At 62.6% G+C, this 26,357-nt stretch carries 20 protein-coding genes; 17 read left to right on the forward strand and 3 right to left on the reverse strand.

The window, feature by feature from the left end; translation table 11 throughout:
- Positions 1 to 6 precede the first annotated feature (6 nt).
- The 14 genes from METAC_RS22690 (at position 7) to METAC_RS0107130 (ending at position 17,068) form a co-directional block, all read left to right on the forward strand.
- Complete coding sequence (locus METAC_RS22690) at positions 7 to 864, forward strand: FecR family protein (RefSeq protein ID WP_198017178.1); 858 nt, start codon at positions 7 to 9, stop codon at positions 862 to 864.
- Positions 865 to 1,061: 197 nt separating this feature from the next.
- A complete protein-coding gene (locus METAC_RS0107070) occupies positions 1,062 to 3,284 on the forward strand; it encodes an RNA degradosome polyphosphate kinase (protein WP_084143489.1) in 2,223 nt (740 codons plus the stop codon).
- 383 nt (positions 3,285 to 3,667) lie between these two features.
- Positions 3,668 to 4,696 carry a phosphate ABC transporter substrate-binding protein PstS gene (gene pstS, locus METAC_RS0107075; protein ID WP_245257436.1) on the forward strand — a complete coding sequence of 343 codons (1,029 nt, stop codon included), beginning with the start codon at positions 3,668 to 3,670 and terminating at the stop codon, positions 4,694 to 4,696.
- Positions 4,697 to 4,872: 176 nt separating this feature from the next.
- Positions 4,873 to 5,805 carry a phosphate ABC transporter permease subunit PstC gene (gene pstC, locus METAC_RS0107080; RefSeq protein ID WP_245257437.1) on the forward strand — a complete coding sequence of 311 codons (933 nt, stop codon included), beginning with the start codon at positions 4,873 to 4,875 and terminating at the stop codon, positions 5,803 to 5,805.
- Complete coding sequence (gene pstA / locus METAC_RS0107085) at positions 5,802 to 6,713, forward strand: phosphate ABC transporter permease PstA (RefSeq protein ID WP_198017179.1); 912 nt, start codon at positions 5,802 to 5,804, stop codon at positions 6,711 to 6,713. Before pstC ends, pstA begins: the two co-directional genes overlap by 4 nt.
- 10 nt (positions 6,714 to 6,723) lie before the next feature.
- Positions 6,724 to 7,539, forward strand: a complete 816-nt coding sequence (pstB, locus tag METAC_RS0107090; protein ID WP_026606493.1) for a phosphate ABC transporter ATP-binding protein PstB — start codon at positions 6,724 to 6,726, stop codon at positions 7,537 to 7,539.
- A 28-nt stretch (positions 7,540 to 7,567) separates the two neighbouring features.
- Complete coding sequence (pstS, locus tag METAC_RS0107095; protein WP_051335434.1) at positions 7,568 to 8,626, forward strand: phosphate ABC transporter substrate-binding protein PstS; 1,059 nt, start codon at positions 7,568 to 7,570, stop codon at positions 8,624 to 8,626.
- A gap of 21 nt (positions 8,627 to 8,647) precedes the next feature.
- Positions 8,648 to 9,367, forward strand: coding sequence for a hypothetical protein (locus METAC_RS22695; RefSeq protein WP_198017180.1), 720 nt, complete (start codon positions 8,648 to 8,650; stop codon positions 9,365 to 9,367).
- A gap of 383 nt (positions 9,368 to 9,750) precedes the next feature.
- Positions 9,751 to 10,578, forward strand: coding sequence for an enoyl-ACP reductase FabI (fabI, locus tag METAC_RS0107105; RefSeq protein ID WP_084143937.1), 828 nt, complete (start codon positions 9,751 to 9,753; stop codon positions 10,576 to 10,578).
- Between the two features lie 13 nt (positions 10,579 to 10,591).
- On the forward strand, positions 10,592 to 11,245 hold the full coding sequence (locus tag METAC_RS0107110) for a 3-oxoacid CoA-transferase subunit A (protein ID WP_026606496.1): 654 nt from the start codon (positions 10,592 to 10,594) through the stop codon (positions 11,243 to 11,245).
- Entirely contained in the window at positions 11,245 to 11,919 is a 675-nt protein-coding gene (locus METAC_RS0107115) for a 3-oxoacid CoA-transferase subunit B (RefSeq protein WP_026606497.1), read from the forward strand. Before METAC_RS0107110 ends, METAC_RS0107115 begins: the two co-directional genes overlap by 1 nt.
- A gap of 132 nt (positions 11,920 to 12,051) precedes the next feature.
- Positions 12,052 to 14,457 (forward strand): DUF3141 domain-containing protein, encoded by a 2,406-nt coding sequence (locus METAC_RS22700; RefSeq protein WP_084143491.1) that lies wholly within the window; start codon positions 12,052 to 12,054, stop codon positions 14,455 to 14,457.
- Positions 14,457 to 15,866, forward strand: a complete 1,410-nt coding sequence (locus tag METAC_RS0107125; protein ID WP_036255369.1) for a bifunctional enoyl-CoA hydratase/phosphate acetyltransferase — start codon at positions 14,457 to 14,459, stop codon at positions 15,864 to 15,866. The genes METAC_RS22700 and METAC_RS0107125 overlap by 1 nt, the downstream gene beginning before the upstream one ends.
- Positions 15,863 to 17,068, forward strand: a complete 1,206-nt coding sequence (locus tag METAC_RS0107130) for an acetate/propionate family kinase (RefSeq protein ID WP_026606499.1) — start codon at positions 15,863 to 15,865, stop codon at positions 17,066 to 17,068. Before METAC_RS0107125 ends, METAC_RS0107130 begins: the two co-directional genes overlap by 4 nt.
- Positions 17,069 to 17,114: 46 nt before the next feature.
- Here the strand turns inward: METAC_RS0107130 and METAC_RS22705 are convergent, their stop codons facing one another.
- The 3 genes from METAC_RS22705 to glmM all read right to left on the reverse strand — a co-directional run bounded on the left by METAC_RS22705 (position 17,115) and on the right by glmM (position 23,418).
- Positions 17,115 to 19,478: a DUF3141 domain-containing protein gene (locus METAC_RS22705; RefSeq protein WP_036255370.1), complete on the reverse strand. Its 2,364-nt coding sequence runs from the start codon at positions 19,476 to 19,478 to the stop codon at positions 17,115 to 17,117.
- A gap of 221 nt (positions 19,479 to 19,699) precedes the next feature.
- Positions 19,700 to 21,736, reverse strand: a complete 2,037-nt coding sequence (locus METAC_RS22710; protein WP_051335435.1) for an NAD-binding protein — start codon at positions 21,734 to 21,736, stop codon at positions 19,700 to 19,702.
- A 344-nt stretch (positions 21,737 to 22,080) separates the two neighbouring features.
- A complete protein-coding gene (gene glmM / locus METAC_RS0107150) occupies positions 22,081 to 23,418 on the reverse strand; it encodes a phosphoglucosamine mutase (protein WP_026606501.1) in 1,338 nt (445 codons plus the stop codon).
- Between the two features lie 19 nt (positions 23,419 to 23,437).
- On the opposite strand from glmM, the gene METAC_RS26905 reads away from it, so the two are divergent.
- The 3 genes from METAC_RS26905 to tilS all read left to right on the forward strand — a co-directional run bounded on the left by METAC_RS26905 (position 23,438) and on the right by tilS (position 26,220).
- Positions 23,438 to 23,575, forward strand: a complete 138-nt coding sequence (locus METAC_RS26905; RefSeq protein WP_156898131.1) for a hypothetical protein — start codon at positions 23,438 to 23,440, stop codon at positions 23,573 to 23,575.
- Positions 23,576 to 23,812: 237 nt separating this feature from the next.
- The gene (ybgF, locus tag METAC_RS0107165; RefSeq protein ID WP_198017181.1) at positions 23,813 to 25,084 is read left to right on the forward strand and encodes a tol-pal system protein YbgF; all 1,272 of its coding nucleotides are present in this window, start codon (positions 23,813 to 23,815) and stop codon (positions 25,082 to 25,084) included.
- Positions 25,078 to 26,220, forward strand: coding sequence for a tRNA lysidine(34) synthetase TilS (gene tilS / locus METAC_RS22715; RefSeq protein WP_084143495.1), 1,143 nt, complete (start codon positions 25,078 to 25,080; stop codon positions 26,218 to 26,220). Before ybgF ends, tilS begins: the two co-directional genes overlap by 7 nt.
- The last annotated feature ends 137 nt before the right edge of the window (positions 26,221 to 26,357 follow it).

Raw genomic sequence — 26,357 nt, forward strand, 5'->3', positions numbered from 1 at the left:
ACGCATATGACCGCATGCGCCGCCGCACTTGTCGTCGGCCTCGCGCTGGCGTCGGTCTCCGCCACGGCCCAGGACGTCGGCGCTGCGGCGGCGGTCAATCCGCTCTCGCAAAGCACGCCGCCAGGCAAAGAGACCAGAGTGCTGCAGATCGGCTCGCGCATCGTGCACAATGAAGCGATCGAGACCACCAAGAACGGGACCGTCCAGCTTCTGTTCGTCGATAAGACCACGCTCAGCATCGGGCCGAACAGCAGCCTCGTCATCGACAGCTTCATCTACGACCCCGCCGCTGGCGCCGGTCAGATCGTGACCTCGATCACCAAGGGCGCGCTCCGGTTCGTCGGCGGCCAGCTCAGCCATCAAGGCGCGGCCACGGTCAACACGCCCGTCGCGACGATCGGCATTCGAGGCGGCACCGCGACCATCGCCCAGGGCAAGGACGGAACCCGCGTCATCAATCATTTCGGCCAGATCACGGTCGCCAATGAATGCGGCGCCGTCGTTATTAGGCGCACGGGCTACGCGGTGACGGTGCAGGGCCGCAACGCCTGCCCCAGTGAGCCGCAGCGGGCGTCGCAAGAAGAGATCAATCACTATCTCGCGCTGCTCACCAGCAAGCCAGGGCAGAGCGGCGGCGCCTCCTCCGTTCCGGACGACGCCCTCGTCAGCCAATTCGGCGTCGGCCAACTCTATGGCTTTCCCTGGCCCGACAGCCCTTCCGTTCAACCGCAGACCACGACGGTCGAGACAAATCTTTTCGATCTCACGCTACAGGCGGTGCAGAAGGGGGCGACGCGGCAAGTCGTGACGGTGCCGGCGCAGACGTCGCGGCCCACGCCGCCGCCAACCACAAACGTCCCTTAATCGGTCGCGCGGAAGAAGGATGATCGGGAGCGTGAGGAAGCGCCCTATGGTTGGCCGCCTCAACCTTTGTCGACATGCCCGGATGGCGCGCATTGTCATAAGCTCGTCATATCGGAATGATGCCGTCGGGCACCGGACCCTGACGATGAGTCCGGGCTCGCTTGCGCAAGCCGAGCCGACGGCTAATTGGAGCCCTTATGACAATTTCGACCGAACGCGCCGCCCCGACCCGCGGCCGGAAATCTTCTTCTCCGAAGCCCGTCAGCGCCGGTGAAGGCCTTGCTCTTGATCCGAAGCGTTTCGTCAATCGCGAGCTTTCCTGGCTCGACTTCAATCGCCGGGTTCTCGAAGAGGCGTCGAACCTCGCCCATCCGCTTCTCGAACGCCTGCGTTTTCTGGCGATCTCGGCAAGCAATCTCGATGAATTCTTCATGGTGCGCGTTTCTGGCCTCATCGAGCAGGCCGCCGCCGGCGTGACCGAAGCCTCTATAGACGGGCTCACGCCCTCCGAGCTTCTCGAAAAAATCGGCGTGGCGACGAGCAGACTCACACATGATCAGGAAGAATGCTGGCGCGCCTTGCGCCACAGCCTTGCGGCGGCGGGCGTCGTTGTCGTCGATCCGGCCGAATTGACGTCCGCGGACGTCGCTCGGCTCGAATCCTATTTCTCCGACCAGATCTTCGCCACGGTCACGCCAATGGCGATTGATCCCGAGCATCCCTTCCCCTTCATTCCAAACCTAGAGCTATCTCTCGCGCTCGCGGTCGCTCCGACGAGCGGCAAGCCGCCCTTCACCGGCCTCGTGCGCTTGCCCGGAAAGCTCGCGCGTTTCGTCCGCCTCGACGACGGCGCCGAGGGCGTCGCCCGCTTCGTCCGGATCGAGCATGTCATCGAGCTTTTCGCCGCCCGCTTGTTTCCCGGCTGCGAGCTCGGCCCCATTGGGCTCTTCCGCGTCGTTCGCGATCTCGACATCGAATTCGCCGAGGAAGCAGACGATCTTGTCCGCGTCTTTGAAGCCGCTCTGAAGGAGCGCCGCCTCGGCTCGGTCATCCGCCTCGAAATCGAAGCCGCGATGCCCGCGCCGCTGTCGGATTTCATTTCCCGCGAGCTCGGCGTGACGCCGGCCGAGATGGTCGTTCAAAACGGGCTTTTGGCGCTGAGCGGGCTCACGCAGCTGATCGGGGTCGACCGGCCAGACCTCAAATTCGCGCCCGCCGCGCCGCGGTTTCCCGAGCACATCCGGGAATTCGGCGGAGACTGCTTCGCGGCAATACGGGCGAAGGACATCATCATTCATCATCCATATGAATCCTTCGACGTCGTCGTGCGGTTCCTTCAGCAAGCCGCGCAGGACCCGAATGTCGTTGCGATCAAACAGACGCTGTATCGAACCTCCTCCGATAGCCCGATCGTGAAGGCGCTCATCGAGGCCGCCGAATCCGGCAAGGCGGTCACGGCCGTCGTCGAACTCAAGGCGAGATTCGACGAGGAGGCGAACATAAGATGGGCGCGCGCGCTCGAGCGCGTCGGCGTGCAGGTGGTCTTCGGCTTCGCCGAGCTCAAGACCCACGCCAAGCTCTCGATGGTCGCGCGGCAGGAGGCCGGACGCCTCGTCACATATTGCCACATCGGCACCGGCAATTATCATCCGATCACCGCGCGCATCTACACCGACTTGTCGGCCTTCACCGCCGATCCGGCCATCGGGCGCGATGTGGCCCGCATCTTCAATTTCATCACTGGCTATGGCGAGCCCGCGGAACTCGAACGCATGGCCTTCTCGCCGATTTCGGCGAAGAGCCGGCTTCTCGAGCATATCGCCGCAGAAGCCGAACATGCGCGGGCCGGCCGGCCCGCCGCGATCTGGCTCAAATGCAATTCGCTGGTCGATCCGCAAATCATCGACGCTCTCTACGAGGCGAGCGCAGCGGGCGTGCCCATAGACATCGTCGTCCGCGGCATATGCTGCTTGCGGCCCGGCCTGCCCGGACTTTCGGAAAACATCCGCGCGAAATCCATCGTCGGGCGCTTTCTCGAGCATTCGCGCATCTACGCCTTCGGCAATGGCTTCGGCCTGCCGCACCCCGAGGCCGCGGTCTATATTTCCTCGGCGGATCTCATGCAGCGCAATCTCGACCGACGCGTCGAGACGCTTTTTCCGATCACCCATCCGACCTTGCATCAGCAGGTGCTGGAGCAAGTGCTGCTGGCCAATCTGCTCGACAATGAGCAGAGCTGGACGATCCTCGAAGACGGCTCGAGCCGGCGCATCGAGCGCGCCGACGGCGAGGCACCTTTCGGCGCGCAAACCTATTTCCTGACCAATCCGAGCCTCTCTGGGCGCGGCAAGGCGCGCGCGGGCTCGTCGCCCCGCAATCTCGCCGGCGACCTCGCCAAGCTGGAAAAAGCCGCGGAATGAGGCAGTCGCCCGCATGCGCCTCAAACATTCGCGGAGAGCCGGAGCTTTAAAACAAGACCGCGCGGGGTCCGGCATTCCTCCCGCGGAGCGTCATCTTAATGTTATTTCTCCCGCTTAGATTGTCGCCGCGGCCAAGGGGAGGCGCGGCGTCTCGTGATGCTGTTCTGACGCTTCGAGACGCGCGCCCCGGGGGGAGGGAGGAACGTATTCTGAGCCTCGCCGCATGAATTTGCCGCGACAGGCGACGAGCCTTCTCCCCCCACGGCCGCGCGCGGAAATCCGACAAGGCGATCTAGCCTCGACCACGCGCGAAGCCCCCCAGATTGCGTCCCGCGATCTCGTCACACCATGAGCGGTCTCGTCACACCATGATGGAAACAAGAATGATGCAGCGCAAAATGATTTTCGCGATGGCGGCCCTACTCGCGCTCGGCGTCCAAGCGGCACCGGCGACCGCGGACGATCTCCGCCTCGTCGGATCTGGCGCGAGCTTCCCCTTCCCGATTTATTCGGCCTGGTTCAAGGACTTCAGCAAGAAGACGAAAGGTGTGTCGGTCGACTATCAAGCCAAGGGAAGCGGCGCCGGCATTCAGGACCTGATCAACCAGACCGTCGATTTCGCGGCGAGCGACGCGGCGATGACGCCCGCCGAGATCGCCAAGGTTCAAAACGGGGTCGTCCTGCTTCCGATGACCGCTGGCGAAATCGTCCTGGCCTATAATCTTCCCGGCCAGCCCAAAAATTTGAAGCTGCCGCGCGACGTCTATCCCGATATTTTCCTCGGCAAAATCACGCGCTGGAACGACCCGCGCATCGCCGCGGCGAACCCTGAGATCAAATTGCCCGACCTGCCGATCACGGTGGTGCGGCGCTCGGACGCGAGCGGCACGACCTTTGTCTTCACCAAGCATCTCGCCGCGGTGAGCCCGGAATTCAAGGAAAAGGTCGGACAGGGCACGAACGTGCAATGGCCGCAGAGCGACAAGATCGTCGCGGCGCCCAAGAACGACGGCGTGACCGCCACGATCAAGCAGACCCCCGGCGCGATCGGCTATATCGAATATGGCTACGCGAAACTGACCAAGGCCGACATCGCGCTGTTGCAGAATAAGGCGGGCAACTATGTCGCAGCCGGCGGCGAAGGCGGAGCGATCGCGCTCAGCGGTGCTGAATTTCCGCCTGATCTGATCGTCTGGATCGATGACCCGGCCCAGCCGAAAGCCTATCCGATCGCCTCCTTCACCTGGATGCTCTTCTACCAGAAGCAGGACGCCCAAAAAGCCGGCTATCTTCGCCAGCTCGTCGCCTACGGGTTGACGGAAGGCCAGAAAATCGCCGATAGCATGGGATATATCCCGCTTCCGGCTAATGTGATCGAGAAGGTCAAGGCCGCGTCGGCCAAGATTCAATAGGCTAGCGGCCCTCTGCGCCGCCCCGCATCGGGCGGCGCTGCAGGCGCCGCGCTGATCCCGGCATCTCCTCAAATGCGCGTCCTTCAACCGCGCGTTGCAATGATCCGAGCGTCGAAGGCACAACAGCAAGAGGCCCTTGTTTGGCAATCCAATTTGCATTGCAAGACGGCAAGTCATTGTCGCAGCGGCCGTCGATCGCCGCCTATGTCGTGGATCGCGCCTTTTTCCTAGCGGCCGGTCTTGGAGCCTTCACGATCGTCGCGCTGGTGGCTTATATTCTCTGGGAAATCGGCGGGCAGGCCCTGCCCGCCGTCATTAAAAACGGCCCGCAATTCCTCGTGAACACACATTGGAATGTGCAGAATCAGTCTTTCGGCATCCTGCCGCAAATCTGGGGCACGCTCTATAGCTCGCTGCTCGCGCTGCTGATCGGCGGTTTCGTCGGGGTCACCATCGCGATCATCCTCACTCAGGATTTTCTGCCGCACCAGATCGCCGTCGTCTTCCGCACGCTGATCGAGATGCTGGCCGCTATTCCGAGCGTGGTTTTCGGACTTTGGGGCATATTCGTCGTCATCCCCTTCATCCGCCCCGCCGCCGACTGGCTGCATGACGTCGCCGGTTTCATCCCCTTTTTCGGAACCTCGCTCAGCGGCCCCGGAATGGCACCGGCTGTCATCGTCCTCGCGATCATGATCCTGCCGACCGTGGCCGCGATCTCGCAGGATGCGATCAGCCTGGTTCCCTATAAAGTCAAAGAAGCCGCCTATGGCATGGGAACGACCCGCTGGGAGGCGATCTTAAAGGTCATCGTCCCGACAGCGTCCGGCGGCATTTCGAGCTCGCTGGTCTTGGGCTTCGGCCGCGCCCTCGGCGAGACCATGGCGCTCGCCATGTTGATCGGCAACGCCAATCAAATCTCGCTCTCTCTCTTCTCGCCGGCGAATACGCTCGCCTCCTTGCTCGCCTCGAATTTTCCCGAAGCGGGTCAGATCGAGCGCCAGGCGCTGATGTATGCGGCTCTGGTCCTCCTCGCGATAACGCTGGTCGTCAATGTGATCGGCACGCTGATTTTGGCGTGGACCTCTCGGAAGATCGTGAAAGCATGATGGCGAAAGCGGCCAAGATCCAGGACCGGAGGCAGTCCCGTCCGGCGCCGAGCAAGAAATTCAACTTGAGGCGCAATGTCCTCGAGCTGAGATCGCTCAGGAACGTCTTCCTCACGGCCGGAGCCTGCCTTGTCGCGGCGCTCGGAGCGGTTCCGCTCATCTCCGTGCTCTACATGCTTGTCGTGAAAGGCGGCGCGCGGCTCAATCTCGAACTCTTCACTGAATTGCCGCCCGCCGGCTTCGAGCAGGGCGGCGGCATCGGCAACGCCATTCAGGGCACTCTAGCCACTGTGGCGATCGCCTCGGCCATCAGCATTCCGATCGCCATTCTGGCCGCGATCTATCTCGCCGAATTTCGTCCCGAAGGTCCGACCTCCGCCCTAGCCCGCTTTCTGTCGAAAGTGCTGACGGGCTTCCCATCGATCCTGGCCGGCGTCTTCGTCTATGCGGCGGTCGTCTTGCTCATGGGCGGCTATTCGGCGCTCGCGGGGGGCGTTGCACTCGCCGTGCTCATGCTTCCAACCGTCACATTGACGGCCGAGGGCGCTATGCGCATGGTTCCCCAGCGCATGAAGGATGCGGCGATCGGCATGGGCTGCACCAAGACCCAGGTAGTTTGGCATGTGACCTTGCCGACGGCGCTGCCGAGCATCGTGACGGGCGTCATCCTCGCGGTCGCGCGCGTCGCTGGAGAATCCGCGCCTCTGCTGTTCACTGCCTTGTTCAGCAATTATTGGCTGCGCAGCGTCAGGGAGCCGACGGCTTCCCTCTCCATCCTGATCTATAATTTTTCGAGCATGCCCTTCGAGAACCAGATCGAGCTCGCTTGGGCCGCCTCGCTGGTGCTGGTGCTGATTGTCCTAACCTTCAACATATTGAGCCGATTCATCGGCCGTCCCCAAGTCTGAGGAGCATAAAATGTCCACCGCGGTGCTCGAACGACCGCAGGCGCACAGCGCCTCCGAAGCCGCTATCAACTGCCGTGTGAGCAAGATCTTCTACGGAAAGTTTCTGGCGGTCAGGGACAGCGACGTCCTCATCGAGAAGGGCAAGATCACCGGCTTCATCGGACCCTCGGGCTGCGGCAAGAGCACAGTGCTGCGCAGCCTCAACCGGATGAATGATCTGATCAAAGGATTCCGGCTTGAAGGCGAGGTCGATTTCCTCGGTCAGGACATTTACGCCAAGGGCGTCGATCCGGTCGTGGTGCGCCGGCATATCGGAATGGTGTTCCAGCAGCCGAACCCATTTTCGATGAGCATTTACGACAATGTCGCTTTCGGCCTGAAGCTCAATCGCTATAAGGGCGACATCGAAGAAAAGGTCGAGCACGCCCTGCGCCGCGCAGCGCTTTGGGACGAGGTCAAGGACAAGCTGAAAGCCAGCGGTCTCTCACTCTCGGGCGGCCAGCAGCAACGCCTTTGCATCGCGCGCGCCGTGGCGACCCAGCCCGCGGTGCTGTTGATGGACGAGCCCTGCTCGGCTCTCGATCCGATCGCGACGCGCCGGGTCGAGGAACTCATGCTCGAGCTCAAGGACGACTACACGATCGCGCTGGTCACCCATAATATGCAGCAGGCGCGTCGCGTCGCGGATGTGACCGCCTTTTTCTCCGTCGATATTTCGAGAGGCGGGCGCACAGGCTATCTCGTGGAAATGGGTCAGACCGATCAGATCTTCGAGGATCCGCACGAGCAATTGACGAAAGAATATATCCGCGGCGACTTCAGCTGATTCCAACGTTTGGGGCATTGAGGATCGCATGAGGCATTCGTCGAATAAGCTGACGGCCCGGCCGCTGGCAGGGCTCATTCAGGCGCTGATTTTGATCGTCGCAACTGGCCACGGAACAACGGCTGGGGCGGCTGGGATCGAGCTTCGCGGCGCTGGGTCAACCTTTTCCGCGCCGCTTTACGAGAAATGGATCGATGCTTATCAAAGCATCCATCCGTCCGTAGCCATTCATTACGACGCCATCGGCTCGGGCGAAGGCATCGCCCGGTTCGACGCCGAGACGGTGGATTTCGGCGCGAGCGACGTCTCCCTCTCCGCGGCCGAAACCGCCAAGATCCGGCGTGGGGCCATTCAAGTGCCCGGCACGGCGGGAATGATCGTGCTTGCGTATAATCTTCCCGGCCTCGCGGGGCCGTTGAAATTGCCGCAGGACGTCTACCTCGACATTTTCATGGGACGCGTCCGCACCTGGGACGATCCGCGGATTAAAACAGCCAATCCCGGCCTATCCCTGCCGCATAAGAACATTGCAGTCGTCGGCCGCAAGGAGTCCAGCGGAACCACCTTCGCCTTCACGAGCCATTTGGCCGCCGTCGGCAAGCGCTGGATCGAGGAAGGGCCGGGCGTCGGAAAGATCATAGATTGGCCGGCCGGCGCGATGATCGCCCGCGGCAATGAAGGTGTCGCCTCGCGCATCAAGATCAGCGACGGCTCGATCGGCTATGTCGAATATGGCTTCGCGCGTCGGCTTGGCCTTCCGGTGGCTCTGCTCCAGAACCAGGCCGGCAAATTCGTCGCGCCGAGCCAAGAAAGCGGCGGCGCGGCCTTGGCCACTTCTGCGGGACAGGGGCTCGACAATCTCGCGCCGGCTTTAGCGAACCCCAAGGACCCCGAGGCCTATCCGATCGTAACCTATAGCTGGCTCCTCCTCTACAAGACTTATCCCTCCGACCACGCAAATGCCGTAAAGTCCTTCGTCGAGTTCGGCCTCGACGCCGGCCAGCCGCTCGCCGCGGAACTCGGCTATCTCGCCCTTCCTCCGGCCGTCGCCGACCTTGGGAAGTCGGCTCTTTCGCAGATCAAGTAGATTGAATTTCCGGAGGGGGATTTGGCCGCGCTCAATCTCCCCGCGATCGAGCGGACACTGCTCAGGCTTCAACAAGCTTTCCCGCAGATCAATTCGGGCCTGTTGGATCGCCGCGACCCGCTCGACGACAATGTCCTCGGCAACCTGCTCGAGGGCTATGCGATGGTCGATCGCCTCGTTTGCAAGGGCGTCGATATTTTCCAGATGGGACGACTCCATCATTGGCTGGAGCTCAACGCCGTCGTCCTGTGCGGAAGCGACCAAAACGTGCGGCGCGACCATCAGGGGCTCATCGAGGCCACGGACCAGCGCTTCTACGCGCAGCCCGACGGAGGCATCCGCGACATCGTGACCTGGTATGAGCTCAACCGCCGCAAAAGCAGCTGGCGGCGGGCGGCGGGAGTTTATATCCGCATCCTGAGCACGCCTCAGCTCTTCATCGAGGGCAATCACCGCACCGGCGCCCTGATCATGTCCTACATTCTCGCACGCGAAGGCCGCCCGCCCTTCGTTCTCACCGATAAGAATGCGCGCGAATATTTCAATCCATCGTCGGTCTTCAAGAAGACGAATAAGCGCAACATCATGATGCGGTTGAAATTGCCCGGCCTCGCCGGGGCCTTCGCTGAATATCTCAAACACCAGGCAAATAAAGGATTTCTCCTTTCGCAGAAATCGGCCGCCGCGACGAATGCTTATGAAGATTCCGACATGGTGATCGACCCAATAGACGAGCTGTAGCCGTGGCGCCGCCGAAACGCGCGGGACGGCCATCATGGCCGATGATCCACGTCGAACATGAAAAGGCTCGGGCGGCGACGTTGGTCCGGAACTGGCGAACGCCACATATGTGATCGACGCCTGCTCCGCAGGGCGTCATTTTCGCGGCCCACTCGCCGTTATTTATCCTTGTTAAGCTCCTGGTCAAACACGCGACGCGACGCCGCACTGGGGTTCCGCGCCACGTCACGAACGCGTCATTCCACTATGGCAAGAAACCTAGCAACATCGTGCGAAAAGCCTCGCACCGAGGGACGCCGCCGCTTTATCGTCCCGCGATTCGCCCTGTTCATGTTGGCGATCGGCGTGCGTGGCCAACAACAACCCAAACAATGAGGCCGCTGATGCACGACGTCGCCGAGGCGACCGATCCTCTCCCCAAAGTGTGGGACCCTGAGAGCCGGGTCGGAGACATGTTGCGCGGCCGGCGCGGCCTCGTCGTCGGCATCGCCAACGAGAACAGCATCGCTTACGGCTGCGCGGTCAAGCTCCGCGCCTTCGGCGCCGAACTCGCCGTCACCTATCTGAACGAAAAAGCAGAGCCACATGTGCGGCCTCTCGCCGAGCGGCTTCAGGCGCCATTGATCCTGCCGCTCGACGTCGAGCAACCTGGCCAGATGGAGCGCGTGTTCGAAACCATCCGCGCCGAATGGGGCGGGCTCGATTTCGTCATCCATTCCATCGCCTTCGCGCCGCGCCAGGATCTGCACGGACGCGTGATCGACTGCTCGCTGGAGGGGTTCCAGCAAGCCATGCGCGTCTCCTGCTATTCCTTCATCGAGATGGCGCGCCTGGCCGAGCCGTTGCTTTCGCCGGGCGGCGCGTTGCTCACCATGAGCTATTACGGCGCCGACAAGGTGATCAGCCATTACAACATCATGGGCCCGGTCAAGGCCGCGCTCGAGGCGACGACGCGCTACCTAGCCGCCGAGCTCGGCGAAAAGGGAATCCGGGTTTTCGCCGTATCGCCCGGCCCGTTGAAGACTCGCGCGGCGAGCGGAATCGCGGCGTTCGACGAACTCGTGGAAGCCGCCGTGGCGCGCGCGCCGGCGCATCGCCTGGTCGACATCGCCGAGGTCGGGCGGGTCGTGGCCTTTCTCGTCGGAGGCGCCGCCTCCGGCATGACCGGAGACACGATCTTCATCGACGCCGGCCTTCACATCATGGGCTGAAGGAGAGCGCGTCATGCATAGGGCGATTTCTGCGGCGGACGCCGCCGCGCTGATCCCGGACGGGGCCAGCTTGATGTTCGGCGGCTTCATGGGCGTCGGCACGCCGTGCCGCATCATCGACGCCCTCGTCGCGCGGGGCGCGCGCGGATTGACCGTGATCGGCAATGACACAGCGCGCCCCGGGGTCGGAGTGGGCAAGCTGATCGACGCTGGCTGCGTTGCGCGGGCGCGCGTGTCTCATATCGGAACCAACCCGCTGACCCAAAAAAAGATGATCGAGGGCGAGATCGAGATCGAGCTGATCCCGCAGGGCACGCTGGCCGAGCGCATCCGCGCCGGCGGCGCCGGGCTCGGCGGCGTTCTGACGCCGACCGGCGTCGGCACCGTCGTCGAGAAAGGCAAGCGCCTCATCGAGGTCGATGGCCGCGAATTTCTGCTCGAGCTGCCGATCCGCGCGGATTTCGCACTGATCCACGCCCATGAAGCCGACTACAATTGCAATCTGACCTATCGCCTGACGGCGACCAACTTCAACCCGGTGATCGCTTTCGCGGCCGATTGCGTGATCGCCGAGCCCGATGAAATCGTGCCTGTCGGCGTCATTCCGCCCGACGCGGTGCGAACGCCGGGGATTCTTGTGCATCATCTCGTGGAAAGGCCGAAGTAATGGAGGCGAAGGAGCTGATCGCCCGCCGCGTCGCGCTCGAGCTTCGCGACCGCACGCTCGTCAATCTCGGCATCGGCCTGCCAACCATGGTCGCGCGCTACGTGCCCGCCGGACTGTCCGTCGCTTTCCAAAGCGAAAACGGAATTATCGGTTTCGGCGCGCCGCCGCCGGAAGGAATGGAAGATCCAAACTTGACCGACGCCGGCGGCGGCTTCATCTCCGCGCTTCCAGGCGCTGCGAGCTTCGACAGCGGCACGAGCTTCGCGCTTATTCGTGGCGGCCATCTCGACATGACGGTCCTCGGAGGTCTGCAGGTCGACGCCTCGGGCCGCCTGGCCAATTGGATGGTCCCCGGCAAGCTGGTTCCCGGCATGGGCGGCGCGATGGACCTTGTGATCGGCGCCAAGCGCGTTATCGTCGCCATGCAACATGCCGCGCGTGGGGAGTCGAAGATCGTCCCCAACCTCACTCTGCCGCCGACGGCGACCCGTCGCGTCAGCCTTGTCGTGACGGAATTGGCCGTGATCGAGCCGACGCCCGAGGGACTTCTGCTGCGCGAGCGGGCGCCTGGCGTCAAGGTCGACGAAATCATAGCCAACACCGCAGCGCCGTTGCTGATCATCGGCGACGTTCCCGAAATGCCGATCATCGAGATTGATCGGGACGCCGCCTGATCCCACGGCGCAAACACCGCCGCTGCGTTTCGCGCATATCGCGAAAATGCCACAGACAGATGCGACTTTTCATCGGATTCCCGTACAACTCGGCCTCGCACCGACGGCCCCCGCCAAAGAAGGAAATGCGAGATGCTAAAAGTTGCGCCTGCGGACGCCTCAAATGCACGTCCCGCCGTCGGTCGCCTCGGACTGTCTGAAAAGAGCGGGCATTGGCTCGACCTGCTCGCGGAGTTTTCCAAGCATCGGCAATCGCTGACGGATCTCAGCGGAGACCATTTCAAGCGGCTCAACGCAACCTATGGCGACGCCGCAGGCCACGCTACGGAGGCCTTGCGAAAAATTTGGGACGCGCCCCTCTCGCCGACGGCGGCGGCGCAGGCCTTCGCGGATTATGTTGTGGACGCGGGACAACGTCTCATCCTGTTTCTCGACATCATGCGCGAGGTCAGCAATTACGCCGTCGAACAAATGGAGGGCGGCGACCGATTGGTGCTGCTCTATGATTATCAAATCATCGTCGATGGACGCGGCCTGGAGCACCCGGTCAATTACGCGCTCGTGCATATCCTTCCGCCAGCCGGCGTGCAGATAAATCCGGCCCTTCGGCCCTATATGATCATTGATCCGCGCGCGGGACATGGCGCGGGCATTGGCGGCTTCAAGTCGGACAGTCAAGTCGGCGTCGCGCTCGCGCAAGGGCACCCCGTCTATTTCGTGATCTTCCATCCGAAGCCAGAGCCCGGGCAAACGCTCGCCGCCGTCTGCGTGGCCGAAGGGCATTTCGTCCGCGAGGTGATGCAACGCCATCCCAACGCTGCGAAACCGGTGATCATCGGCAATTGCCAAGGCGGCTGGGCGGCGATGTTGCTGGCGGCGTCCAATCCGGACGTCACCGGCCCTGTTGTGGCGAATGGCGCGCCCTTGAGCTATTGGGCCGGCGTGAAGGGCGCAAACCCGCTGCGCTACAGCGGCGGCCTGGCTTTCGGCGCCCTGCCCGCCGCCATTTGCTCCGATCTCGGCAATGGCGTCTTCGACGGCGCTCATCTGGTGTTGAATTTCGAATCGATGAACCCGGGCAACACCTGGTGGTCGAAATATTACAACGTCTTCTCCAAAGCCGATACGGAAGGGCCGCGCTTCAAGAGCTTCGAGCGATGGTGGTCCACATTCTACTTCATGAACGAGTCCGAGATCCGCTGGATCGTCGAGAATCTATTCATCGGCAACAAGCTTCAGCGCGGCGACGCTCTGCTCGGCGGGCGCGGTCCCATCGACCTCAAGAAAATCAAGGCGCCGATCATTGTCTTCGCGAGCCATGGCGACGACATCACGCCGGTGCAACAGGCGTTGAACTGGATCCCGGCCGTCTATGGCGACGAGCGAGAGATCAGAGCCCGCGGCCAGCGCATTGTCTATATGGTGCATGAGGACATTGGCCATCTCGGCATTTTCGTTTCGGCCAAGGTCGCGAAAAAGGAACATGACAGAATCGTCTCGACGCTCGAGATGATCGAGGCGCTGGCGCCGGGCCTCTATGAGATGCGGATCGAGCAGAAGATCGGCGAAGGCATTGACGCGCGCTTCGTCATGTCTTGCGAAGAACGCACAATCGCGGATATCCGCGCTTTCGATGATGGGCAGGCCGATGAAAAGCCTTTCGCGACCGTGGCGCGATTCTCGCGCTTCTGGGTCGACGGCTATGAATTGACTGTGCGGCCTTTTGTCAAAGCTCTGGTCACCCCGGCGCTCGCCGAAGCGTCGGTGCGTTCGCATCCGCTGCGGACGCGCCGTTATGTTTTGTCGGATAAGAATCCTGCAATGCAAGGGATCGGCGCGCTCGCCGAGACCACGCGCGGGGCGCGGAAGCCCGCCGAGCTTTCCAACCCATTTCTGCAAACGGAGAAATTATTCGCCGGCGTGATCGAGCAGGCTTTGAATTTTTGGAGCGACCTCGGCGCGGCGCGCAAGGAGCTTTTGTTCTTCACGCTTTACGCCAACCCGTTCATGACGCTGTTAAACCAAGGCCATGTCCCGGATCCGAACGCCATGCTCGGAGAAACGCTGCGGGAACTTCCAAAGGTCGAGGCCGCGCTCGCCAATATAGAGCGCGGCGGGTTCGGGGAAGCGGTTATCCGCATGTTGATCCTGATGGCGCGCTCGCGCGGCTCGGTCCGCCAATCGCGCTTGGAGCGCTCCAACGCGATCTTGCAATCGACCGAACCATTCCACAGCATGGGCGAGGCCCTGCGGACTCAGATCATCGACGAGCAGACGCTGATCATCGATTTCGAGCCGGACGCCGCCATTCGCGCGTTGCTCAAGCTATTGCCCACGCCCGAGGAACGGCGGCGCGCGATCCGTTTGATCGAGGAGATCGCGGGCGACCCCACAGAAATGAGCGGTTCGACGGTCCGCATGCTGAGGCGCCTGCGCGACACGCTCGGCGTCGGCCCCTCTCCGCTCGAAACGGAGACCGAGAAAGCATGGTCGGAGGCCGTCGGCAGTTTGAGGTCTCTCGAAGCGGGGGAAGCGTGATGCGCGTCAACAAGACATTCGCTGAGCTCGCCGTGGGCGACGAGGCCTCGATCGCCCGTGTTGTGACTCCGAATGACCTCATTGTCTTCGCTCATGCCAGCGGCAACTTGAATCCCAAAAGCCTGCCGGGCGCGCCAGGCGACGGCGGCGATGCGCCGATGGCGCCGTCCATGTGGATCGGCTCGCTGTTCTCGGCGATTCTCGGCAATATCCTGCCGGGCCCCGGAACCCTCTACCTGTCACAGAACCTTACCTTCCACCGTCGGGCCCATGTCGGCGACGCCTTGACCGCGTCCGTGCGCGTCCAAGAGTTGCGGCCGCCGGCGACGGTCGTGTTGCAGACCCGCGTTCAACGCGGCGATGAGCTGCTCCTCGACGGGATCGCGGAGGTTTTGGCGCCCCAGACGCATCAGACGATCGAGGATGTCGACCTCCCCGATCTGACCGTGCAACATCACTCTCAGGTCGAGCGTCTGCTGATCGCGTGCCGAAACCTGCCGCCGATGCCGACGGCGGTCGTCGCCCCCGAGGAGGAGAATGCGCTGCTCGGCGCGCTCGCCGGCGCGCGCGAAAATCTCATCGTCCCGATCTTGATCGGCGATGCGGCGAAAATTCGCAGCATCGCGGCGAGCATCGGCGCCGATCTCTCCGGCGTCGCGATCGAGGATGCGGCGAACCATAGCGCTGCCGCGGCGCGCGCCGTGGAGCTGGTGCACCAAGGGGCGGCGACGGCGATTATGAAAGGCCATCTCCATACGGATGAGCTTCTGAAGCATGTGGTGAAGTCACAAGGCGGCCTGCGGATCGGCCGGCGGATCAGCCATGTCTTCGTGATGGACGCGCCGTCGCTGCGCCAGCTGGTGCTGGTGACGGATGCGGCGATCAATATCGCGCCGACGCTCGAGGAAAAGGTCGACATTGTGCAAAACGCCATAGACCTCGCCCTGGCGCTAGGCATCGCGCGGCCGAAAGTCGGCGTGCTGTCGGCGGTCGAGACCGTGAATCCGAAGATCCAGTCAACCCTAGACGCCGCCGCCCTATCGAAAATGTCCGAGCGCGGCCAGATCCGCGGCGGCGTGGTCGACGGCCCGCTTGCGATGGATAATGCAATCAGTCTATCTGCCGCCAAGACCAAGGGCCTGACCTCGCTGGTCGCCGGGCAGGCCGACATTCTCATCGCGCCAAATCTAGAGGCCGGCAACATCTTGGCCAAGGAGCTGACCTATGCGGCCCAGGCCGAAGGCGCGGGTCTGGTCATCGGCGCCAAGGTTCCTGTGCTTCTGACCAGCCGAGCCGACGATGAAGCCTCGCGCCTATTCTCCTGCGCCGTCGCCGTTCTTTACGCCCATTGGCTTGCGACCGGCCGCAGCGCGGTCGAGCCGGCGCCGCTCAAGGAAGCCGCCGAATGAGCCGTCACGTCGTCACTCTCAACGCTGGATCGTCCTCGATCAAATTCGCCCTGTTCGAACTCGACGGACATGAGCCCTTCGCGCTCGCGATCGGCTTGGTGGAGATGCTCGGCGAGCAGAAGCGCTGCATCAAGGTGCGCGACGAGGCCGGCGCGCAATTGCACGACGAAATATGGTCTGATGAGCCAGACGCGTCATTCCATACGGAAGCGCTTCGGCGGGTGCTCGCCTGGCGGCTCGGCGCCTTCCCCAACGCCAATGTGGTCGCAGCCGGCCATCGCGTCGTGCATGGCGGCGTGTCCTACGACGCGCCGGTCGTCGTGACCGATCAGGTGTTGCGCGACCTAGAAGCCCTCGTTCCGCTGGCTCCCCTGCATCAGCCGCACAATATCGCGGGCATCCTTGCGGCGCGCGAAGCCTGGCCACATGTGAGCCAGATCGCCTGTTTCGACACGGCCTTTCATCGGGCTCATCCTTTCGTGAATGACGTCTTCGCGCTGCCTCGCAAATATTACGACGAGGGCGTGCGGCGTTACGGCTTCCACGGTCTTTCCTACGAATATGTCACGGACAGGCTTCGCCAAATCGCGCCGCTTCATGCGGCGGGGCGCGTCGTGATCGCCCATCTCGGCAATGGCGCCTCGATGTGCGCGGTGCGCGATGGGCTCTCCGTCGCAAGCTCGATGGGCTTCACGGCGCTGGACGGGCTGCCGATGGGCACGCGCTGTGGCCAGCTCGATCCCGGAGTCGTGCTTTACCTAATGCAGGAAAAAGGCATGAGCGCCGAGGCGATCGTCGATCTGTTGTATCGCGAATCCGGCTTGAAAGGTCTTTCAGGGATCTCTCATGACATGCGCGAGCTTGAGGCCTCGGACAGTCCCGAGGCGCAGCAGGCGATCGAATATTTCGTGTTCCGCATCCGCCGCGAGCTCGGCGGCCTCGCCGCTGTGTTGGAAGGGCTCGACGCCATGGTGTTCTGCGGCGGGATTGGCGAACACGCCTGGCGCGTGCGCGAGCAAGTGCTTGAAGGCATGGAATGGATCGGCGTCGAGCTCGATCGGACCGCCAACCGGGCGAGCGCGCAAGTCATCTCCTCTGAGCGCTCCCGCGTGCGCGTGTTCGTGATCCCGACCAACGAAGAGGCAATGATCGCGCGCCAGACCTTGGCGACGCTGGACCGCGCCGTCGCCAACGCCGCGTAGGCCATGTTCCGAAAAAGTCGATCGACTTCTTCGACATTTCGATGCGTCAGTCCCCCCAGGACCCTTCCAGGCTGACAGGCGCCAGCGGGTCGCCTCCCACGGGCCGGACTTCGAGCAGCGGGAGATCGAGCACGCGTCGGAAGCGCTGTAGCGCCTGAAGCGTATGCGGCTCCATCTCCTCAATGGCGCCGGCGATATATTCGACGACGCCGACCGCCTTCAGCCGGTCGTCGGGCGCCGGCAACAGACTCGTGAGCGCCTCGATCGCGAGATCCTTCTCAAATTCGACGATCACCGACTGTTCGTGGATCAAAGCCGCGCGGCCTTCGGCGCCGAGTGACGCGAAGGGCTCGTCATGGCTCAGCACCCGCGCGGAGCGTTCGAGCCTCGTGCGCCGGACCGAGCCGCGCGCTTCCGCCAAGACGATGAGCATGCGAATGACGGCCTCCGCTAAGCCGCCGCGCTCCATATTGCGGAGGATGGCCTGGACTTCCGGCAAGAAGCGCAGCTCGGCCGGGTCCTTCAGCGTGCGCTGGAAATTATGGGTGCGGCCGATCCACGCCATCAGCGGAGACCCATAGTAGGCGTAAAATGCAGCTTCTTGCCATGCGTCGCGCATGTCACGACAAAGGTTGGCGGCCTCGGCGACCAAGCCGACCCAAAGCGCCTCATATTGACGAAAGACATTTTGTGCGGGGGCCGGCTTTCGAGCCGCCGCCGCCTGTTTCGCCCATTCGGCGACGGCGCTCATGGCTGGGTTGCGATTAGAAAAAATCGCGCGCCGCACACGAACGGGATTCATTTCACGCAGGATCGCCGCGCTTTGCGGCGTGACCATGGCTTGAACGAAAGGCCGTAGGCAAAGATCATAAAGCTCGCCGCCGAGCTCCGAGAGACGATTGACCGCGGCGAAGGACGGCTCCTCCTCGCTGCGTCCATCGTCGATCGCCGCCACATCCGTCAGCTTCCGCTCCTGAAAATTCACGAGGAATCGCGCGTGAATCCCCTCGCCCTGCTGATCCTCGATCTGCATTTCATAAAGTCCGGGCGAAAGCGCCTCGATCGTCTTCAGCGTCGAGCTGACCTCTGTATGCTCGCGCCTGGCGACCGAGGACGACACGAAGATTCCGAGATGCCCGACTTTCTCGTGGATCATGTAGATGATCCGCTGCCCACGGATCTTGATCTCGTTTTCATTGACGTAAGTGTCCACGATCCAGTTCAGCGCCTGCTGCGGCGGGGTGATCGTGTCGCCATAGCTCGTGAATAAAATGATCGGCGAGCGAATTTGCTTGAGGTCGATCCGGCGGCCCCGCTCGAGATTGGCCTCGCCCCTCGCCAGGCGATTGCCGACGAATAATTGCTCGATGATCCAACGAATTTCGGCTTCGGTCATGAAGTGGTAGCCGCCCCACCAGCGCTCGAATTCGAGGAACTTTTGACGGCCCATGTCCACGTCGCGGTAAAGATCGTAATATTTGGTCCAGAAATGGCGCGCCGGATTGAGCTGCTCGAAATTCGCGACGAGATAGGCGCCGTCGAACTCCCCGTAGCCGAGATCCGCGCAGAACAACGCCGGCGCGACGCCGCCGAGCCACCCGCCGCGGTATCGCATCGGGTCTTCGCCAACCCGCCCCGACCAATAGGAGAGCGGCGCGCCATTGATCACGAGCGGCCCGTTGATCTCGGGATTGGCGGCGGCGAGGATCATCGCGGCCCAACCGCCTTGGCAATTGCCGACGATGATGGGTTTCGGCGATTTAGGATGGCGCCGCCCGATTTCCTTGACGAACTCGGCCTCCGCCCGCATCACGTCGGCGAGCGTCTGTCCCGGCTCCGGATGCGGACGGAAAGCGACGAAATAGACCGGATGGCCGTCGGCCAATGCGACGCCGACCTGACTGTCTTGCTTGGAGCCGCCGATGCCCGCGCCATGCCCAGCGCGCGGATCAATGATCATATAGGGCCGCTTCCAGTCCAAAACCTCAACGCCTTTCGGCGGCAGGATCTTGAGGAGCACATAATTTACGGGACGCTTCAGCGCTTTGCCATCGACGATCGTCTCGGTGTCATAGTGCAAGATCGGCGGCGTGCCCGCCGCCTCATGGGCGAGGTCGTTATCGGCGCGCTCGCGCAAGACGTCGAGGGTCAGGATCATTCGCTGCCCGGCGTCGATCCAATATTCGATCGCTTGCTCAAACAATTGGCCCCGATGTGCGCTGGAGGCCAAGGCTTCGGCGATGACATGCGCCTTGTCCGTCGCCTCGCGCAAGGACGGATGATGGGCGCGGCCCATGCTCTCGGCATGGCGCGTCGCGCTCACGAGAGCGAGCTCGGCCTGGCGGATCAGGACATGAGCAGCGTCCGACGTGTGGCGGACGAAATCGACCGGGCTGAGAGAAGGCTCCATCGTCTCGCCTCTTGAGTTTGATCGCCCCGGGCGGCAAGCAGAAAAGCGCTGCGGCTCCAAAAGCGCGTTCCGAAAAAGCAGGTCGGCTTTTTCAGCATTTGGACAATCGGAGTCCGCTCAGAGCATCGTCCGCTTTGCCGATTGCATGCACGGAGAGATTACATTGAGACGACAGTTCTCGATTTCGTAGGAAAGCTTCCGAAAGGCGCGACGAAACCGGATCAATTTAAAGCCGAGGCTTTCGGCTCAGGCTTGCCCAGGTCGCCTTGCTCTAGACGAGCGCTCACCAACATCTTCTTGAGCTCGCGAACCAAGCGCAAGCCTTGGTGTCGATAGAGCGGGAACGCCAGCCTGACCGGAAGATGCGTCAAGGCCTCACGCGCGAGCCGCAAATCGCAGCCCGAAATTCGCGCGATGGCGTTGGCGGCGTCGAAGGCGACGTCGAGCGACGACGCCTTGTCGATCCACAGGCTCCAATCTGGCGGAAAGAGCCGCCCCATCTCAACCCTTTGCAATCCGTCGATGGTCGCGAGCACGATGAGACGATCTTCCGGCTCAAGACGAATGTCGTCGGCAGGGAGATGACGAATATGGTCGCCGCGGCGATGGACGATCGGCGCGACGTCATAGCCATAGGCGATCTCCGCAAGAAGGCGGTCGTTCAACGTGTCGTCCGGATAGATCGTATATTCGGCGACAAGCACTAGGCGTCCATCGAGATGGAAGGCGCTGAGAATGTTCTCGCCGAAGGCGGCGGCGGCGATCGCTTCCGCGGCGATGCCGTAATCGCCGATGCCAATCGACGCCGGGATCAGCGTCGCGACATGTTGAGCGAATTGCTCGTCGGCGCTGCGAAAAACGAGCCGGCAATTCGGATTTAACGACCGGGTCGTCAGGCTGATCTCGAGATTGACGACTTCGTCGTCGGTGACAACGACGACGCATTCGGCCGTTTTCACATTGGCTCGCTCCAAGGCTTCGTGGAAAGGTCCGATCTCAATCGGCGCATCGGGCGCGACGTCTGGCCCGACCGGCTGATCGGTGACGCCGATCATTGGCCGTTTCCAGTCGCGCAGGATGCCGACGACCCTGAGGCCAATGACGCCCAATCCCACGACGATCGTATGCGCCCCAATCGGCGCGCGCGGCCGCCGATGCGCGATCTGAAGGCGTGCGCTCAAGATGCGCTCGGTCATCATGGCGAAGAGAATGCCGAGAAAGACGGCGCTCGATATTTTGACGAGGACCGCAAATGCATAGAGGCCAGGAGAGATCGGAAATGGCAGGCGAAGCGCGCCGAAGATGTTGTCGAACCCACCGACCCCCAAGACCACCGACACGTTCACAGCGTCGAACCAGCTGATGTCCGGGTTCTCCCAGCGGAACAGCGCAATCCCGGCGAGCACAAGGCCGAGCATGATGATCGACGACGCGAGGGCGACGCGCCGGACCTGCGAGCCTGTCCGCCAGAAGCGCCTGACCCGCGCGCGCCAGTTCGGGAGATGCAGATCCTTGGCCGACATGCGACGGCGGCGCTTGGTCAACCCGGAAGGTCGAGGCTCGGCGGGACTCGCCATTCGGTCGGCTTTCTCAACCAAGGTCGCGAAATCCCCGTCGCGGACCCGATCCTCAGGGTCCCAGTCGTGAAACGAGCCTGAGACGGACCGTCCCCCCACTGCATGGCTGAGCATGCGATGCGAGGCGGAGTTCAATTCGGAAAGCCTGTGGCCTTCGGTGAAGTCTGCGCCCGGCCCAACCGCGAGTCGGACGACGCGCATCTTCTCCCCTTCGACCGCGAATAGAGCCTGGGTCGCATCGCCGAGGGATGCGAGGGCGAAGACATTGGCGGAAAATTGAGAGGGTTCGAAGGCGACGAGATTGCCCATCTGCTCGCTCAGCAACCCGTTCAGCTTCTCCTGCGCCGACCGGATGATGAGACGGATATTCGGATTGATGGAGCGGGCGGCGAAAGCAGCGGCGATATTGGCGCGTTCGTCATCTGTCACTAGGAGCGCCGCGCGGCATCGGGCGAGGCCCGCGCGTCGCAAGACGTCAACCTGACGACAATCGCCAATGACAAGATCGTCGAGAAGGCCCGGCAACCCCGGCGCCTGCCAATGAATCGAGGAGGCGACGTCGACTCCGATGACGGTCGATTCGAATTCCTTGAGAAGCAAAATGCATTGCTGGCCGAGTCGGCCCAATCCACAGACCAGAAACGAAACGTCGCGCTCCTGTTGCGGCGCGTTTGGATCCATGCGCTTCCCCTGCAGATGACAGCCGGTCAGACACCGAGCGGTTTCGGCCTTGCCGGAACGACGATTCGGCCGATTGCGGATTTAGCGCTGTTCCTTGTCATTCGCGCGATGAAACGCCGTGCGAGCGAGGCTTCGCCCATTTGAAGCCGCCTTGAATCGCCCCCTGGGCCCGTCGCGCGCGACACAGCCGTCGCAGGACGCGCCGGTTGCAAGGCGGAACCTGGACAGGAATAGCCCTCGTCCGGCTGCGAAACGGGCATCAGCCGCCTGAGAGCAGGCTCCCGAAAAGTTGATCGACTTTTTCGATCAGAACATGCTCCGACGCAACGGAGCGAATTTACGCATCAGGCCGCCTGCAGCGCGTCGCAGACGTCGTCGACCACGCGCTCGACGAGATCGAGATTGTCGCCCTCCCCCATCACGCGGATCACCGGCTCGGTTCCTGACGCGCGAATGACAAGGCGGCCGCCTTCACCGAGCTTTGCGCGACCGGCCTCGATCGCGTGAATGACGCTCGCCTCCTCCAGCGGCTTCCCGGTCTTGAACTTCACATTCTTCAAAACCTGAGGGAGCGGCTCAAACAGATGACAGACGCGGCTCACCGGCTTCTGCTCCCGCTTCACGATCGCCATGAGTTGCAGCGCCGCGACCAAGCCGTCTCCTGTCGTGTTGTAATCGCTCAGGATAATATGGCCGGACTGCTCGCCGCCAAGATTATACCCCTGCTCGCGCATATGGGCGAGCACATAGCGGTCGCCGACCGGCGTGCGCGCGAGAGACAAGCCTATGTCGCTCAGATAACGCTCGAGCCCGAGATTGGACATCACGGTCGCGACAATGCCCGGCCGCGACAACCGCCCGTCCTCTTTCCAGCTTTTCGCCACTGCAGCCATCAATTGATCGCCGTCGACGATCTTGCCCATCTCGTCGACGATGATCACGCGATCGGCGTCGCCATCGAGCGCGACGCCAATGTCGGCGCGCATTTCGCGGACCTTCTTCGCGAGGGCCTGAGGCGCGGTCGAGCCGACGCCACGATTGATATTGAAGCCGTCAGGCTCCACGCCGATCGAAATGACCTCGGCGCCGAGCTCCCAGAAGGCTTCGGGGGCGACCTTATAGGCCGCGCCATTGGCGCAATCGACGACCACCCGCAACCCCTCGAGCGAAAGGCTGCGCAAAAGAGTCCGTTTGGCGAATTCGATATAGCGGGCGCGATCGCCTTCGACGCGCATAGCGCGGCCGAGATCGGCGGGCTTCGACAATTTGAGCGCGAAATCCTTCGCGAGCATGATCTCAATCTGCGCCTCGACCTCGTCGGACAATTTATACCCGTCGGGGCCGAAGAGCTTGATTCCGTTATCCTCATAAGGATTGTGAGAGGCTGAGATCATGACCCCGATGTCGGCCCGCATCGAATGGGTGAGCATCGCCACGGCCGGCGTCGGCATCGGCCCGAGCAACAGCGCATCCATGCCCACCGAAGTGAAGCCCGCGACCATCGCATATTCGATCATATAGCTGGAAAGCCTCGTGTCCTTGCCGATGACCGCGCGATGGCGATAGTCGCCGCGCTGAAACACGACGCCGGTGGCTTGGGCGACCTTCATCGCGAGTTCCGGCGTGATCGCCGAATTGGCGAGCCCCCGAATGCCGTCGGTGCCGAAATATTTGCGAGCCATCGCGAGAGTATCCTTCAAAATGCGACGCTTGAAGAAGCGCGGCAAAGCTCTTGGACGGGATCATGCGATTAAAGATGCCCAGATTGAGGCGCGGCGCGCGGCCGAACTGACCTTCGACCGACAAAATGCTTCCCTTAATTTTATTTTTGGTGAATGATCGTGCCCCCAACAAGCAAGGCATACGCTCCGATCGTCGCCCGTTATTTCCTGGGCCGCGACAAAAACCGCTTGATCGAGAGCCGGAAAAAGAATTCACCTGATGCGCGCTCGCCGCATAATAGCGCCAAATAAGCGAGATAATTTAAAAACGCGCGCGTTCGTCTCGCGGAATCGCGATCCGAACTTTGGCGAAAATGCGCACAGCCTCAATATCAAATTCATGGGGATCGTCTTCATGACCTTTTTCGGCAGTTCGTCCGGGGTTTTGGCCGCCGGGGCTCTCCTCGCCTTGGTCGCGTCCTCGACGCTCCACGCGGAAAGCGCGGCGGAGCAGGCGGCTCGGCTCGACCGCATCGAGGCGGACGTCGCCGCAGCGCAAGCGACGATCGAGCTTGCCCAAGGCTATGGCGTCCCGCCTTCCGACATCGGTGGTTCCAGGGACTATCCTTATGGCGCCGCGCCGCCGGACTCCGGCGGCGTCACCGTCCGAATCGACCGGCTCGAGAACCACATGCGGCAGATCAACGGCCAGATCGAGCAGTTGCAGTTCGAGACGCGAAAGCTCGCGGAGCAGTTGAGGAAATTTCAGGAAGACGTTGATTTCCGTTTCCAGGATTCAGGGGCGCGCGGCGCATCTCCCGCGGCGGCGCCGCGGCCTGCCCAAAAGCGAACCGAGGCGCCTGAGGCCGACGTCGATCCCGATTCCGATCTTCGGAACTTTGCGGACGCCGCGACCGTCCCAAATTCCTCGCCGTCGAATTCCGCTGCGGCGCGATCGTCGCGGCGCGGCGACGCTTTCGACCCCGACGCCGATCCAAATGCGCCGGGCGCGCCTCATCCTCTCGGCAGTCCGGCCTCTTCCTCGGCGTCTTATGAGGGGAGGACCGCCGGCCTGACAGGCGGAGCCTCGACGCAAGCGCGACGGGATCCGACCGCGCTTGATCAAGATGACCCCGATGCGCCGCTCGACCTTTCCGGCGGAAAGCTGCGCGGCGGCGGAATTTCGCCTTCGGCGAGCCCCCCTCCTTCGACGCGGCAATTCGGCGAGCCGACGCCGCCGCAGCAGGCCTATGCGACGCCGAGCGTCACGCCCGGCGGAACTACAATCGCCGGCGCGCCAGTCAATTCGGCGAAGGAAGAATTCGAACTTGCCCTCGGCTTTTTCCGGAAAAAGGAATATGAAAGCGCGGAAAAAGGATTCACTGATTTCTTAAAGAAGAACTCCAAAAGTAAATTAGCGTCCGACGCCACATATTATCTCGGCGAAAGCTATTTCGCGCGTGGACGTCATACCGAAGCGGCCGAGCAATATCTGAAGATTTCGACCCAATACGCGAATTCGCCGCGCGCGCCGGAGGCCATGTTGCGGCTGGGTCAGTCACTGAACGCCATCGGCGCAAAGGAGCAAGCCTGCGCGACTCTCGTCGAGATCGGGCGTAGGTTTCCGAATGCGTCGGCGTCCGTCAAAGCGGGCGCGGAACGGGAGACAAGGCGTTCGCAATGCTGAAGCCGGCGCCGGGCGAGCCGCAGGCGGATCTCGCATCTCGTGGCGCCGACGGTAATTTTGAACCGAGCCCGAGCCGAAGCATAGGGGTTGCGCAAGTCGATGCGATTTTCCCCGCGAATGTCGTCGCCGAGATTTTTGAGTCCTGGCGCAAGACTCGAAAAATCCTGCTCGCGGTCTCCGGCGGACCCGATTCGGTCGCAATGATGCTGCTCGCCGCCGAATGGACGCGCTTTCCCGGTGCGCCTTTGCTTTTCGTCGCGACCGTCGATCATGGCTTGCGCAAGGAATCGCGCCTGGAGGCGGAGCAGGTCGCACGCTGGTCGGCCGCGCTCGGCTTGCCGCATAAACTCCTCGCCTGGAATTCAACCAGCGTAAAAACGAGAATTCAGGAGCGGGCGCGCGAGGCGCGCTACGAGCTTCTTTTTGCGCATGCCGCCGAGATCGGGGCCGATATTGTCGCGACCGCGCATCATGCAGACGATCAAGCGGAGACGATCCTGTTCCGCCTGCTGCGCGGCAGCGGCCTCGGCGGCCTCTCCGGCATGGCCGCATCGCAGCGTCTCGAGGGCGTGACTCTGTCGCGGCCGTTGCTCCAAACCACCAAAGCCGAGCTCATCGCTCTTTGCGAAGCGAAGGGCCATCCTTTCTTCGATGATCCATCAAATCGCGATCCGGCCTTCGCCCGCGCTAGGCTGCGCGGGCTCAGCGGCTTTCTGGCCGAGCAAGGCCTCGACCGGCGCGCCCTGCTTCGTCTCGGCCGCCGAGCGGCGCGAGCCGAGGCGGCGCTCGCCCATTATGCCGCGGCCGCGGGGGCCGATGTGCCGGCGATTCGGGACGAGAACCGCCTTTCCCTCGATTTGAATTGGCTCGCCGATCGGCCCGAGGAAGTTTTTCTTCGCGTTCTTGCCGAGGAAATTAGAAATCTCGTCGACCGGAGTCGGATCCTGCGCCTGGAGAGGCTCGAAGCTCTGACGCTGGAACTACGGCGCGCGCTGATGGCGGGCGAAGCTTTCTCCGCCACGCTGGGCGGGTGCCGGCTCCGTCTCGGCCGCGACGGCGCGCTTGTGATTGCGGTCGAAACTGAACGTCGCCGCGGCTTCGCCAAAACGCGAGCGGAGCCATGCGTCAAGAGCTAAATCGCGTTCCGGCGTCGTCATGGCCGGGCATCCCCTTGGCAAGGCTGAGGACGACGCCTACATTACCTCGATCGCCTGGTCGGGAGCAGGCGTGATCTCATATTCAACGGGCGACCGGCCTTTGGGCCCGAACGACC

The organism is Methylocapsa acidiphila B2 (genome assembly GCF_000427445.1).
GTDB lineage: Bacteria > Pseudomonadota > Alphaproteobacteria > Rhizobiales > Beijerinckiaceae > Methylocapsa > Methylocapsa acidiphila.

What these genes read in the sequence shown, in the direction of transcription:
- METAC_RS0107125 (WP_036255369.1), top strand. Translation starts at nt 14,457, where the DNA reads ATGCGCGTCAACAAGACATTCGCTGAGCTCGCCGTGGGCGACGAGGCC.
- fabI (WP_084143937.1), top strand. Translation starts at nt 9,751, where the DNA reads ATGCACGACGTCGCCGAGGCGACCGATCCTCTCCCCAAAGTGTGGGAC.
- pstA (WP_198017179.1), top strand. Translation starts at nt 5,802, where the DNA reads ATGATGGCGAAAGCGGCCAAGATCCAGGACCGGAGGCAGTCCCGTCCG.
- METAC_RS22710 (WP_051335435.1), bottom strand. Translation starts at nt 21,736, where the DNA reads ATGGATCCAAACGCGCCGCAACAGGAGCGCGACGTTTCGTTTCTGGTC.
- METAC_RS0107130 (WP_026606499.1), top strand. Translation starts at nt 15,863, where the DNA reads ATGAGCCGTCACGTCGTCACTCTCAACGCTGGATCGTCCTCGATCAAA.
- METAC_RS0107110 (WP_026606496.1), top strand. Translation starts at nt 10,592, where the DNA reads ATGCATAGGGCGATTTCTGCGGCGGACGCCGCCGCGCTGATCCCGGAC.
- METAC_RS22705 (WP_036255370.1), bottom strand. Translation starts at nt 19,478, where the DNA reads ATGGAGCCTTCTCTCAGCCCGGTCGATTTCGTCCGCCACACGTCGGAC.
- glmM (WP_026606501.1), bottom strand. Translation starts at nt 23,418, where the DNA reads ATGGCTCGCAAATATTTCGGCACCGACGGCATTCGGGGGCTCGCCAAT.
- METAC_RS22690 (WP_198017178.1), top strand. Translation starts at nt 7, where the DNA reads ATGACCGCATGCGCCGCCGCACTTGTCGTCGGCCTCGCGCTGGCGTCG.
- METAC_RS0107070 (WP_084143489.1), top strand. Translation starts at nt 1,062, where the DNA reads ATGACAATTTCGACCGAACGCGCCGCCCCGACCCGCGGCCGGAAATCT.
- METAC_RS0107115 (WP_026606497.1), top strand. Translation starts at nt 11,245, where the DNA reads ATGGAGGCGAAGGAGCTGATCGCCCGCCGCGTCGCGCTCGAGCTTCGC.
- pstS (WP_051335434.1), top strand. Translation starts at nt 7,568, where the DNA reads ATGAGGCATTCGTCGAATAAGCTGACGGCCCGGCCGCTGGCAGGGCTC.
- METAC_RS26905 (WP_156898131.1), top strand. Translation starts at nt 23,438, where the DNA reads ATGCGACGCTTGAAGAAGCGCGGCAAAGCTCTTGGACGGGATCATGCG.
- METAC_RS22700 (WP_084143491.1), top strand. Translation starts at nt 12,052, where the DNA reads ATGCTAAAAGTTGCGCCTGCGGACGCCTCAAATGCACGTCCCGCCGTC.
- ybgF (WP_198017181.1), top strand. Translation starts at nt 23,813, where the DNA reads ATGACCTTTTTCGGCAGTTCGTCCGGGGTTTTGGCCGCCGGGGCTCTC.
- tilS (WP_084143495.1), top strand. Translation starts at nt 25,078, where the DNA reads ATGCTGAAGCCGGCGCCGGGCGAGCCGCAGGCGGATCTCGCATCTCGT.
- pstS (WP_245257436.1), top strand. Translation starts at nt 3,668, where the DNA reads ATGATGCAGCGCAAAATGATTTTCGCGATGGCGGCCCTACTCGCGCTC.
- pstB (WP_026606493.1), top strand. Translation starts at nt 6,724, where the DNA reads ATGTCCACCGCGGTGCTCGAACGACCGCAGGCGCACAGCGCCTCCGAA.